We start from the raw sequence: 12,824 nt of genomic DNA on the forward strand, positions 1-12,824 counted from the left end.
GACGCGCCTTCGGGCGCCGCTACTTCACCAGCAGCACGGGCACCTTCGACAGGTGCACTACGCGCGTCGCGACCGAGCCCATCAGCAGGTTGGAGACGGCGCCCATGCCGCGCGTGCCCATGATCACGGTGTCGCAGCCGTGGACCTCGACGGCGCGCGCGACCTGCTCGGCGACGCCACCCAGTGCCGTATGCAGATGCGCTTCGATGCCCGCCGCAGCCAGCATCTCGCGCCCGCCCGCCAGCACTTCTTCGGCGGCGCGCAGGGCGGCGCGGCGCAGGCTGTCGAGCAGGCTGGCGGTGAGGTAATCGCCGTAGACCACCGGCTCGTCCTGCACGTTGAGCAGGTGGACCGACAGCCGTCCGTACTCGCGGAAGAAATCGATCGCGTACTGCAGGGCGCGCTTGGCGCCGTCGGAACCATCGAAAGGAATCAGAACGCTGCGCATGGCCTCTCCTCGCTGGGTTCGACCGGCCGGTCGGAGCATGCAGTGTGGACTGCGGAACGCTGTCCGCCTTGAGTGAGGTCAAGACTGCGCACGGCACATGGCTTGCTTCGCCGAACCGCGCCCCCGCCGCCCTGCCCTGCCATGCCCGACAGCCAAGAACACTGGAAGGACAAATACCTCGACGCGATCGACCGCTTCGAGCGCGAGGAAGCGCGCTGGGGGCGCATGGACACGACGCTGCGCCGCGCCATCGGCCGCTTGAGCATTGCCTGTCGGGGGCTGGACAACCGGCTCGACGAAGAGCTCACCGAGCTGACCCAGGCCATCCGCCAGAAAGTCGACATCGAGGTGCTGGATCGGCGCATCGACGCTTTGTCGGAAGCCATCGTCGCCCTCGACGAGGCGCCCGCTGCCCCCGCGTTTACGCCGCCGCCCGAGCTGAAGGCGATGGCCAGCCCGGCGCCGGCAGCCGCGCCCGCCGCGGCGCCGTCCGATCACGGCGCCGGCCTGTTGAAGCGCATGCTCGGCCAGCTGCGCCTGGAGCCGCCGCTGGCTGAGGAGATCGAAGCGCTGGGGGATCGCCTGCCCAGCGCCAGCGACAAAGACGCCCTCGGCGGCGTCGCCGATGCCCTGGCTGAGCTGATCAACCGCCAGCAGCAGCAGCTGGCCCGCGAGCGCCTCGGCATGGAGAGCCTGTTGGCCCAGGTCGACAGTCGGCTCGACGAGTTTGCGACCTATCTGCTGCAGGACCGCGACGCCCGCGTCGACGAACGCGCCAGCCGCAGCGAACTCAGCACGCGCATCAGCAGCGAAGTCGACTCGCTCGGCCGACAGACCCGCCAGGCGACCGAGCTTGAGCAGCTGAAGACCCAGGTGAGCACACGCCTGTCGGCGATCGACACCCACGTACAGGACTACCGCAGTCGCGAGGAACAGCGCGTCGCCAAACTGGAGGAGCGCGGCGCGGCGATGCGTCTGCGCATCGACGAGCTGGAACGCGAGACCTCGCAGCTGCGCCAGTCGCTGCAGGCCGAACAGCAGATCGCCTCAACCGATCCGCTGACCCGCATCCCCAACCGTCTCGCCTATCAGCAGGCGCTGTCCGAGGAGATTTCTCGCTTCCGCCGCTTCGACCGCCCTCTCACCCTCGCGGTGTGGGACATCGACGCCTTCAAGTCCATCAATGACACCTACGGCCACAAGGCCGGCGACAAGGTGCTGTTCGCGGTCGCGCAGGTGCTGCGCAAACACCTGCGCAGCAGCGATTTCGTGGCGCGTGTGGGCGGCGAGGAGTTCGTCAGCCTGCTGCCGGGTGCCGAACTTGCCCAGGCCCAGCGCGTGTGCGAAGAGCTGCGCCGCAAGATCAGCGCGATCGGCTTCCACTTCGGCGGCACCCCAGTCAAGGTCACCGCCTCGGTCGGCCTCACCGCCCTGCGCGGCGACGACGACGGCGACAGCGTGTTCGAGCGCGCCGACCAGGCTCTGTATCAGGCCAAGCGCAATGGGCGGGATCGGTGTGAGGTGGGGTGATTGAGAGCTGGGATTGGGGATTGGGGATTCGACCGAAGGTCGCCAGGCCTTGGCGAGTGAGCGACTGAAGCAGCCTCAACCGCCTGGCTTAGGAAGCTCTGATTTGTCGGAGATTCTCGCGCGCCAGGGCGGCGCGCTCGCGGATCAGGCAGACACGTGTTTGATCCGGCGTCAGCGAGTTCGGACCCGCGCCTGACTCGCGCCGTCTGACGAACTCCTGGATGGAACTGTTCAGACCGTGCCTAAGTCTCGAAGCGGGTCACCAACCTTGCGCGCTCTTTCGAATCCCCAATCCCCAATCCCCAATCCCAGCTCTCAAGCAAACGGCCACCCCATCCCACCCAGCCACAGCGAGATACCACCGATACCGCAGGCGATGGCGGTCGCGGCCAGCACGTCGCTGGGATAGTGCAGCCCGAGCACGACGCGCGAGACGCCGACACTGGCGGTGAAGGGCACCAGCAGGGCGGCGAGCTGCGGGTAGTGCGCCAACGCGACCAGGCTGAAGGCCACCGCATGCAGGGTGTGCCCAGAGGGGAAGCTGAACTCGTCCAGCGGGCGCACCAGCGGGCGAATGCGCCGGTCCGAGGCGAAGGGGCGCGGCCGTCGGGTCCAGCGCTTCAGCGCACGGTACAGCAGCAGTGCCGCGGCGCCGGTGGCTGCCATATGGGCCGAAGCCGAAAGGCCGTTGTAGCCGTCCCAGAGCACGATGACCGCCATCAGCGCGTACCAGAACACGCCATCGCCCAGGCGGCTGACGGCCGAGAAGTAGGCGCGCACCCAAGCGCGGTGACCCCAGCGATTGGCGGCGAGGCAGAACGCGGCTTCGCCGCGGACTAGGCGGGAACTCATGCAGCTCTCCTTTCGGCCAGGTCGGTCAACAGGGCAGCAAAGTTCGCAGCGACACCGGCGGGGCTCAGGTGCGCTACGGCCTCGCGGGCGCGCGTCGTGCACGCCCTGCGCCGCGCTTCGTCCACGCCCAGCGCAAGCACAGCGGCGACGAAAGCCTGTTCGTCGCCACAGGCCACCGCGGCACCGTGCTCGCCGTCGCGCAGATGTTCGCGGGCGGCACCGTAGTCGTAGGCCACCGTGGCCACGCCGCTGGCCATCGCTTCCAGCGTCACGTTGCCGAAGGTTTCCGACAGGCTCGGGAATACGAACAGATCGGCGCTGGCGAACTGCGCAGCCAGGGCCTCACCGCGCAGCACGCCGGTGAACAGAAAGTCGGGATTCGCCGCGGCCAGCTCAGCGCGCGCCGGGCCATCGCCCACCAACACGAAGCGCGCATCGGGCCGACGCAGCTGCAGCGCGCGGAAGGCGCGCACCGCGAGGCCCAGATTCTTCTCCGGCGCGATGCGGCCGACATGGATCACGGCGAGCTGCTCAGGCGCCAGACCCAGCGATGCGCGAACAGCTTCCGAGCGCTTGCGCGGATGGAACAGCGCGGTGTCCACCGCACGCCGCAGCAGGCAGGGTCGCGCAAACCCGTTTTCGCGCAGAAACGCCTGCAGCTCCAGCGTCGGCACCAGGGTCGCCTGCGCGCTGTTGTGGAAGCGGCGCATCCAGGCGAACACCCAGGGCCGCAGGAAGCCGACGCCATAGCGGCCGGCATAGTCGTCGAAGCGCGTGTGGAAGCCGGTGGCGACCGGAATGCCGAGGCGATTGGCCGCCTTCACCGCCGACCAACCGAGTGGACCCTCGGTCGCCACATAGATGGCGTCCGGTCGCTGCGCCTGCCACCGCGACAGCAGTCGTCGCCCTGCCGGCAGGCCGAAACGCAGGCCCGGATAGCGCGGCAGCGCCGCCCCCGGCGTCAGCAGTTCATCGCCGCGCGCTTCGCCCGACACCTGGCGCGGTCGGATCACCTCTACCGCATGGCCCAGCGCCCGCAGCCCCGCTTCGAGGCCGGCCACGGTGAGGGCCACGCCGTTGACTTCGGGCGGGTAGGTCTCGGTGACCAGCGAGAAGCGGCGAACGATCGACATGCGCCCAGCCTGTGCCGCCGCCGTGTCGCCCAAGTGACGCACACGTTAAGCCCGGATGACACCCCGAGCCCGCCGACCTCATCGGGCGGGTCTCGCCCGGCCAAGCCGCGCCGACCGCCAAGGCCCCACGATCACATTGGGTGGGTCTTGACCCACCGGAGCCACGCCAATCCTCAAGGCCCCGCGAACCCATAGGGTGGGTCTCGACCCACCGAGCCGCACCAATCCCCAAGGCCCTGCGATCTCATAGGGTGGGTCTCGACCCACCGGAGCCACGCCAATCCTCAAGGCCCCGCGAACCCATAGGGTGGGTCTCGACCCACCGAGCCGCACCAATCCCCCAAGGCCGTGCGATCTCATAGGGTGGGTCTTGACCCACCGGAGCTCCACCCCCGCCCGTCCATAGCGCGTTGCCGCTCAAGGCTCGTCCGAAGCGGGGGCCGCGAACGCACAGCACCTGCCGATTTCGGCAATCCACGTCCTTCGCGACCACAGCGAGCGCCGAGCGCCGGTGGGTCAAGACCCACCCCAAGGTCGCCAGTGCGCGACCTTGGGCGGCGCTGCGCTTGGCCCAAGCGACCCAAGCAAGCGCCGCCGATCCGACGGCGCGCGGACTACTCGTTCGCCCCCGGCACCACCAGCACCTTGCCGCTGCGACCGCCGCGCGCGGCTTCGGCCACAGCCTGCTGGATTTCGCTGACGGTGAACGTCGCAGCAATGCGCGCCTGCAGCTGGCCCTTCGCGATCAACCCTGCCAGCTCGCCATACACCTCGGCCTGTTCGGCGTGGCTGGCCCCGCGGAACCAGCGCGCCAGCCAGAAGCCGACCAACCGCACGTCGCGGAACACCAGAGAGCCGGCCGAGATCTGGCAGGGCTCGCCGCTCATCATTCCGTAGTTCACCAGTGTGCCGCCGCTGGCCACGCAGCGGGCGAGACGCTCGGTGGCCATGCCCCCGACCGCGTCGATGCCAAGCCGGATCTTCGCCTTGCCGGTCGCCTGGGCCACGCGCTGGGCGAGGTCATCGCCATCGACCAGAAGCACGTCGCCGGGGGCATCGCCCATCTGTTCGATCGCCGAATCACGGCGCACCACGTTGACGGTCTTCAGGCCGCGCAGCCTGGCCAGCTCGATCAGGTAGCCACCCACCGCCGAGTTGGCCGCGTTCTGGATCACCCACTCTCCCGGCTGCAGCTCGACGAAGTTGCGCAGCATCAGCAGCGCCGTCGGCGGATTGATCGCCAGCATCGCGAGCTGCTGCGGGTCCGCGACATCCGGCAGCGGCACGAACTGCGCTGCCGGCGCCTGCACGTGCGTGCTCCAGGTGCCGCAGCCGACCGGCAGCAGCACCAGCTGACCGGCGCGGAAGCCCTGCACGCCGTCGCCGATCAGCTCAACGCGGCCCACGCCTTCGTTGCCACCGATCGCCGGCAGCGGCGGCAGCTGGCCATAGTCACCGGTCAGCGTCAGCACATCGCTAGGGTTGATGGCCGCCGCCACCACCCGCACGCGCAGCTCGTCGGACGCAGGTGCGGGCAGATCGAAGTCGACGGCGTGGATCACATCCTGCGGCACCGGGCCGCGGGTTTCGTACTGGGCGCGTTTCATGGGGGCGTCCTCGGGGTTCGGGATTCGGGATTCGGGATTCGGGATTCGGGATTCGGGATTCGGGATTCGGGGCGAGCGTAGCAAGCTGGACGCCTAACGCGACCAGTATGTTCGCGCGGCGGCGAGCAAACCAAGCGACTAGTCGGAGTGGACGCGCCAAGCCTCGGGCGGCTCTTGCGGCAGTCCCTGCTCGACCAGTCCTTCGCGCAACGCGGACAATTCCGAAGCTTCCGCGACTCGCATCCTTCGCAAGTGCGCGGCCAGGCCTCCGCACGCCATCTGGCTTTCCAGATAGGTTTCCGACAAGTAGCGGGAGAGATGCCTCGCATCCGCTGCGCGCTCGCGATCTTCGGGTCGCGTCGCCAAGCGAGACATCAGCGCGGATCCAAAGCCCAGATCCAGCATGCTGTCTGCGCGCTCGACCAGAACCTTGGCGATCCTCAGACAGTGTTCCGCAGTTTCCGCGTGGGCATGGCCTACCTCCACCGAGCAAGCCCTGCTCAGGCTGTAGAGGCCGGGCTGAGCGGTCGCAAGATGGATCCCGAAAAGCAACACATGCTTCGCGTCGAGCGCGCCAAGCTCATTCCCGACCAATGGAATCGGCGGGTCAGGCACACCTGCGTCCCTGAGCAACTTCAGGTCAGTGCGGATGAACTCCCAGACGGGAGAGTCCGACCGCTGGCTCGCAGCAGCGGCACTGAGGCGCTCTTTGGTCCAGGCTTCGTCATGGCGACCCAGCAACCACACCTGCAGGTTGTCCGGCTCCCGACGACGCAGCTCGGCGATGGCCGATGCTCGTAGCTGAGCGCTCTGAATTCCAAAGTCCAGCCCCTCACCTGAGCCCTCGAATGTGTCTTGCGCGTGTGCCCAGAGGAACTGTCTGTCAGAGATGGCACGCGCGCTTCCGGAGCGGACCAACGCGGCGGCGCGAACTCGCAGCGAGCGCACCGTTTCTTCCGGCTGGCCATCCTGTGCTTCGGCGTGTGATTCGAACCAGAGAAGTCTTGCGACCAAGAGACAGGCACGCGGATCGCTTGTAGGAGGGCAGTCACCCGGAGAACGCTGGCCACGCAGCAGCTCTCGGGCCACTTCCTGAACATAGGCGCGATGTTCAGCCCGAGCCAGCACCTCGTCGCTCGCGGCAGGCATCGAGTGATTGAGTTCCTCCCTACTTCCCTGAGACTTGCAATCGGGCCGCGGCGATGCCTGGCAGGGCATGCTGTTTACGAAGACGAGCAGCGCTGTCGCGATGATCGTTTGGAAAGTCCTTGGATTGTTCATCAATGCATCCGCAGATTGTTGGAGAAACACCGTCTCCATACGCGCGCTTTGCCCGCCCGACGTCTGTAGCGTGTCGGGCGCCCGCCCGATCCGGCGGACCTCACCATGGAGGCGACAGCCCGGCATCCACGAGCGTCAAACGCGCGGCAGAGATCTCTGTGCCTCCCGGCTCGCGGATCCGCTGCATGAAAAGGCGCTGCTGCTCTCCGGACTTGAACGCCTCAACGATTCCCTCTTGCAGATACTCGTAATCAAGCCTTGCCTGTGCGGCGCGCTCACGTTGAAGTGGATCGCGTGCAACTCGCCGCATCAGCGCGGAGCCCAGAGCCAGGTCGACCACCGACTCCGCGTGTCCTACCAGGCGTTCGGCGATACGCCAGCAGTCGGCATGCACTTCCGCCCGGACGGCCGGATCCACCGCCGCGCAAGTCTCGATGAGCCCCTGCAGCCCGGGCATCGCTTCTGCCGTCAGCATGCCGGTGAGAAGCACCTGCACGGATTCAACGGCCGTCGGCTCGAACGGCAAGCCGTCGACTGCGGGCGCATCGGCGGTGATTCCGGCGAGGCGTTCGAGATCCGCTCGAAGGACGGCGTACAGGTGGGTTTCGAGGCGCGTACTTCGAGCGGCGGCCTGCAGACGCTTCTGCGTCCAGGTCTCACCGGACACAGACAATAGCCAAGCCTGCAGGTTGTCAGGTTCTCTCCGGCGCAACTCGACGATCGCAAGTTCCCTGAGCTCGGGGGCATCGAGCTTGAACACATCCCAAGTCATCACCCAGTACAGCATTGGATCCTCATGCGCGCGCGCGGCCGCCGAAGCCAGCAGCGCCCTCACCCGATCGCGTTCGGGCTGCAGCGGACGGCTTCCGGGAGCCAGTTCGCGCTGGCTCTCGACGGCAGCAAGAAGGCGCGCGGCCAGCACGCAACTCGCGGCGTCCCGCGCGGCTGGGCAGGCCCCCAGTGACGGCTGTCCGGCCAGCAAGCGCTCGGCGACCTCGCGCCAGTAGGCGTCCACAGCTTCGCGATCTGCGTCATCCCGCGCCTCGCGCGTCATGGCATCCGCCGCGGCGAGAAGCACAGTCTTCGGCGAGTGCGAGGCCGCCGTCGGAGCGACAGCCTGGATTTCGGCCACGGGCAGCCAGAGCGCACAGACCCAGACGCAGGGAATCAGAATCATCGAAGGCTTCATGCCCTTCTCCATTGTTGGAAGGTCCCGGCTCGACAGCGCGCAGGATCGAACGTGACTCAGAGCGCCCATCGGGACTTTACGGACATCGCCGCGCACCGCCCGGCCCCTACACTCGCCGTCTATCCGCACTCCAGCCCATCCTTGCCGAGGACTCCTCCATGCATGCCCGCACCCCGCTCGCCGCCGCTCTTGCGCTCTGCCTCGCCCTGCCCGCCTCCGCCGCCGACCTGCTGGTGCAGGCCGGGCGCCTGCTGGATGCACCGGGCCAGGCGCCGCGCGCAGCCAGCACCCTGCACGTGCGCGATGGGCGGGTGGTCGAGGTGCGTGAGGGCCATCTGGATGCGGCGGCGTTTGGGCTTGAGTCCGCCGAGGTGCTGGACCTGCGCACGCACTTCGTGCTGCCGGGTCTGATCGACAGCCATGTGCATCTGTCGTCCGACAAGGGCGGCGTGGCGGGCCAGCTGGCGTCGGTGCAGATGGATCCGGTCGATGTCGCCTACGAGGCGCAGATGAATGCGCGCAAGACCCTGAGGGCGGGCTTCACGACGGTGCGCAACCTCGGTGACTCCGACGGCGTGATCCGCGCCCTGCGCGATGCGGTCAAGGCCGGCAAGGTGGAAGGCCCGCGCATCCTCACGGCCAACAGCAGCATCTCGGCGACCTCGGGCCATGCCGATCCCACGCTCGGCTTCCGCAGCGACCTGCGCGCGGCGGTGAACCGCAACGGCAACGTCTGCGACGGTGTGGACGCCTGCCGCCGCGCGGTGCGCACGCAGATCTCGGAAGGTGCGGACGTGATCAAGATGACGATCACCGGCGGGGTCAACAGCCGCATCGGTGCGGGCCTGGGCGCGCAGATGTTCGAGGACGAGGCCCGCGCCGTGGTCGAGACCGCACGCATGTACGACAAGAAGGTCGCCGTGCACGCGCACGGGGCCGACGGCATCAACCTCGCCCTGCGCCTGGGCGTGGACTCGATCGAGCACGGCACCCTGCTCGACGACGACAGCCTGAAGCTGTTCCGCGACAGCGGCGCCTACTACGTGCCGACCCTGTCGACCGTGAATGGCTACCTGGAGCGCATCGCCAAGGATCCCAACGCCTACACCGGCGAGGTGCGCAGCAAGATCGACTGGCGCATCGGCATCACCGGCAAGGCGCTGGAGCGCGCGGTGCCGGCCGGCGTCAAGATCGCCTTCGGCACCGACGCCGGGGTCAGCCTGCACGGCCGCAACGCCGACGAGTTCGAGCTACTCGTGAAGTTCGGCATGAGCCCGATGCAGGCCATCGAAGCGGCCACCACCAACGCCGCCGATCTGCTCGGCCTGAAGGGCACGGTCGGCGCACTCACGCCAGGACACGCGGCCGATCTGATCGCGGTCCAGGGCGACCCGCTGGCCGACGTCACCGCGCTGAAGCAGGTCGACTGGGTGCTGCGCGACGGGCAGGTGCTGAAGCGCCCGGAGTAATCCCCTTCAGCCGCCGAGCAGCCGCGTCATCAGGCTGCGCAGGGCCAGCGGCTTGAGCGGCTTGTGCAGCAGCCAGCAGCCGGCTTCCGCCACCTCGGCCTGTACGGCTTCGCTGTGGTCGGCGGTGATGATGGTGCAGGGGATGCGCGTCGCCGGCTCGCCCAGCCGACGGCGCAGCTCGATGCCGGTCAGCTCGCCATCGAGGTGGTAGTCGAACAGCAGCAGATCGGGCGGCGTCGACAGCAGGGCCGCGCGAATGCTGGTGGGCTCGGTGAGCGCCAGCACCTCGCAGCCCCAGCCGCTCAGCAGGGCCTGCATGCCGGCGAGCACGCCGGGGTCGTTGTCGACCACCAGCACGCGTGCGCGCAGGCTCAGTTTCGCGGCGGGCGCTGGACGCTCGCTGATGGGCGCGCGCGGCGGCGCGCGCAGCACCTCCACCGCGAAGCAGGTGCCGCGCGACGGCTGCGAGCTGAGCTTCAGCGGCAGCTCCAGCAGACGCGCGATGCGTTCGGCGATCGACAGCCCAAGCCCAAGCCCCTGGCCGCCGCGATCCAGCCGACGGAACTCCTCGAAGATCAGCGCCTGATGCTCGGGCGCGATCCCCGGGCCCTGGTCGTAGACGCCGATCTCGATGCGCTCACCGCGGCGACGCAGGCCCAGCAGCACCCCGCCCGTCTGCGCATAGCGCACAGCGTTGGACAGGAAGTTCTGCAGCACGCGGCGCAGCAGGTGGGGATCGGTACGCAGCCACAGCCGCGTGCGCGTGGCGCGCAGGCGCAGGCCCTTGTCCTGCGCCATCAGGCTGAACTCGGACGCCAGCCCCTGCAGCAGCGGATCGAGCGCGAAGTCCTCGATCTTCGGCACCAGCCCGCCGGCATCGAGGCGCGAGACATCGAGCAGGCCCGAGAGCAGGGTCTCGGCCGAACTCAGCGCGGCGTCGATCTGGCCCAGCGAATCGCGCAGAGCCGGCTCACTGCTGCGCTGCTGCAGGGCGTGGGTGAACAGATGCGCGGCGTTCAGCGGCTGCGCCAGGTCGTGGCTGATCGCCGCCAGAAAGCGGCTCTTCGCCTGGTTGGCGCGCTCGGCCTCGGCGCGCGCCGCGCGGTACTCGGCGGTGCGCTCGGCGACGCGCTGTTCGAGGGTTTCGTTGGCTTGCTTGAGCGCGGCCTCGGCGCGACGGAATTCGGTGACGTCGGTGAACGTTGCCACGAAGCCGCCGCCGGGCATCGGATTGCCGCGAATCTCGACGATGCGATCGTCAGGAAAGCTGCGCTCGGTGACGTAAGCGGTGCCGGCACGCATGTGGGCGATGCGCTTTTCCACCTCGCGCTCGATCTCGACGCCTCCGGCCAGGCCGCGCTGCAGGTTGTGCCGCACCAGTTCGGCCACCGGCACGCCGACCCGCAGCAGGTCATCGGAGAAGCCGAACAGGCGCTGGTAAACGCCATTCCAGGCGACCAGCCGCAGTTCGGCGTCGACCACACTGATGCCCTGGGCCATGTTCTCGAGCGCGGCCTCCAGCAGGCGTTGGTTGAAGCGCAGGGCGTCGCTGGCCTCGCCGACGATCGCGGCGACGGTGTCGAGGTCGCGGCCGTGGGCGCGCCGCGCGGCATCGAGCAGCAGGCGCGCCGAGGCAGCGCCCAGCACCGTGGCGAGTTCGGACTCGACGCGCGCCTCGGCCGCGGGATCGACCAGGCTGTCGTCCTCGCCCGCCGGCAGCAGCGCGGCGAGACGCGGCTCGGCGATGAAGCGCCCGGCCACTTCACCAAGCGTGCGGCGATCGAGCGCCGCTGGCGGCCGCCGCTGCGCTTCGCCGCGCGCGCGCAGCGCCAGCGCCCAGGTCAGCGCGCTGGCCAGCAGCAGGCTGAGCACCAGCGCACGGGTGGTGCGGCTCCAGCCTTCGAGCCCGAGGAAAACGTCAGGCGCAAGCGGGCCCGAGCGCAGCCAGTCGACCGGGCCACCGAAGCCCTCCAGCAGGCTGGGCAGCAGCAGCAGCCAGCACCACAGCGCAAAGCCGGCGAGCAGCCCGGCCAGCACTGCGCGCGGCGGCGTCTGCGGCCGCCAGATCGCGAAGCCCAGCGCCGGCGCCAGCGTGGCAACCGCCGAGAAGCTCAGCGCGCCGATGTCGGCCAGCGCTTCGGAGCCGGCGATGGCGCGGCTGTACAGCCAGGCCAGCAGCACCACGGCCAGGATGATCAGGCGCCGCTGCAAGAGCACGCTGCCACGCAGGTTGCCGCCGGCGCGCTGGCTCCAGCTGCCGCGCAGCAGCAGCGGCGCCAGCCAGTGGTTGCCGATCATCAGGCTGAGCGCCAGGGTCGACAGGATCACCATGCCGGTGGCCGCCGACAGCCCACCCAGGAACGCCAGCAGGGCCATGCCGCTGTCGCCGCCAGACAAAGGCAGCGCCAGCACGTAGAGATCCGAGGGCACGCCCAGCGGCGCCAGCACGGCCGAGCCGGCGGCGGCGATCGGCAGCACCGGCAGGGCGATCAGCAGCATGTACAGCGGAAACAGCCAGCGCGCGGTGCGCAGATGCTGCTGCTCGCGACACTCGACCACGCCGACATGGAACTGGTGCGGCAGGGTGAACATGGCGAGCACGCCCAGCGCGATGAGCGCGGGGAAGCCGCTGGCGCCGTCGGCCACAGGCGTCGGCGGCGTGCTGATGTCGAAGTTCGCCGAGACGTACACGCCCAGCAGCAGCATGGCTGCGAGTTTCAGCAGCGACTCCACCGCCATCGCCAGCACCAGGCCGCGGTTGTGCTCGGTGGCGCTGGCGCTGCGCGCGCCGAACAGGATGGCGAACAGGCCCATCGCCAGGGCCACGTAGAGCGCGCTGTCCTGCCAGGCCGGCGTATCCAGTGCACTGCCGCGGGTGAGCAGTCCGAAGCTCATCGCTACCGCCTTGAGCTGCAGCGCGATGTAGGGCAGCACGCCGAGCACGGCGATCAAGGTCACGACGGCAGCGAGGGCGGAACTCTTGCCGAGCCGTGTCGCGATGAAGTCGGCCAGCGAAGTCGCGCGATGCGCCTGCGCAAGCTTGACCAGCTTGATCAGGAGGCCGATGCCCAGCGCGTAGAGCAGCATCGTGCCGATGAAGGTCGGCGGCAGCCACCAGCCGGAGCGCGCGGCCTGGGTGACCGTGCCGTAGAAGGTCCAGCTGGTGCAGTAGACCGCCAGCGAGAGGCTGTAGATCCACGACCACTGGCGCTCGAACAGCGCGGGCCGGCGCTCGCCGAGCACGGCGGCGCCGAACAGCACACCGAGCCAAAGCAGGCCAGCGCCGAGCAGCAGGGCCTCGCTCATGCGCGCTCA

Annotated in this window: 9 protein-coding genes; 2 read left to right on the forward strand and 7 right to left on the reverse strand. The window is 69.0% G+C overall.

Going from position 1 to position 12,824, the window contains the following annotated elements; genetic code table 11:
* Window positions 1-19 precede the first annotated feature (19 nt).
* Window positions 20-448, reverse strand: a complete 429-nt coding sequence (locus tag H4O13_10035; GenBank protein ID MBE5315729.1) for a universal stress protein — start codon at window positions 446-448, stop codon at window positions 20-22.
* A 141-nt stretch (window positions 449-589) separates the two neighbouring features.
* Here H4O13_10035 and H4O13_10040 point away from each other — a divergent pair, with 141 nt between their 5' ends.
* Window positions 590-1,978 (forward strand): diguanylate cyclase, encoded by a 1,389-nt coding sequence (locus H4O13_10040; protein ID MBE5315730.1) that lies wholly within the window; start codon window positions 590-592, stop codon window positions 1,976-1,978.
* Window positions 1,979-2,293: 315 nt separating this feature from the next.
* On the opposite strand, the gene H4O13_10045 is transcribed toward H4O13_10040, so the two are convergent.
* From H4O13_10045 to H4O13_10065, 5 genes are all read right to left on the reverse strand, one after another.
* A complete protein-coding gene (locus tag H4O13_10045; GenBank protein ID MBE5315731.1) occupies window positions 2,294-2,830 on the reverse strand; it encodes a phosphatase PAP2 family protein in 537 nt (178 codons plus the stop codon).
* On the reverse strand, window positions 2,827-3,963 hold the full coding sequence (locus H4O13_10050) for a glycosyltransferase family 1 protein (protein MBE5315732.1): 1,137 nt from the start codon (window positions 3,961-3,963) through the stop codon (window positions 2,827-2,829). The genes H4O13_10045 and H4O13_10050 overlap by 4 nt, the downstream gene beginning before the upstream one ends.
* 614 nt (window positions 3,964-4,577) lie before the next feature.
* The gene (locus tag H4O13_10055; GenBank protein MBE5315733.1) at window positions 4,578-5,570 is read right to left on the reverse strand and encodes a zinc-dependent alcohol dehydrogenase family protein; all 993 of its coding nucleotides are present in this window, start codon (window positions 5,568-5,570) and stop codon (window positions 4,578-4,580) included.
* A 138-nt stretch (window positions 5,571-5,708) separates the two neighbouring features.
* Window positions 5,709-6,890: a hypothetical protein gene (locus H4O13_10060; GenBank protein ID MBE5315734.1), complete on the reverse strand. Its 1,182-nt coding sequence runs from the start codon at window positions 6,888-6,890 to the stop codon at window positions 5,709-5,711.
* 61 nt (window positions 6,891-6,951) lie between these two features.
* Window positions 6,952-8,040 (reverse strand): hypothetical protein, encoded by a 1,089-nt coding sequence (locus tag H4O13_10065; protein ID MBE5315735.1) that lies wholly within the window; start codon window positions 8,038-8,040, stop codon window positions 6,952-6,954.
* A gap of 158 nt (window positions 8,041-8,198) precedes the next feature.
* On the opposite strand from H4O13_10065, the gene H4O13_10070 reads away from it, so the two are divergent.
* Window positions 8,199-9,509 (forward strand): amidohydrolase family protein, encoded by a 1,311-nt coding sequence (locus H4O13_10070; GenBank protein ID MBE5315736.1) that lies wholly within the window; start codon window positions 8,199-8,201, stop codon window positions 9,507-9,509.
* A 6-nt stretch (window positions 9,510-9,515) separates the two neighbouring features.
* Here H4O13_10070 and H4O13_10075 read toward each other — a convergent pair whose 3' ends face one another.
* Window positions 9,516-12,815: a PAS domain-containing hybrid sensor histidine kinase/response regulator gene (locus H4O13_10075; GenBank protein MBE5315737.1), complete on the reverse strand. Its 3,300-nt coding sequence runs from the start codon at window positions 12,813-12,815 to the stop codon at window positions 9,516-9,518.
* Window positions 12,816-12,824 lie beyond the last annotated feature (9 nt).

Source organism: Lysobacterales bacterium, assembly GCA_014946745.1.
Classification (GTDB): domain Bacteria; phylum Pseudomonadota; class Gammaproteobacteria; order Xanthomonadales; family Xanthomonadaceae; genus Aquimonas.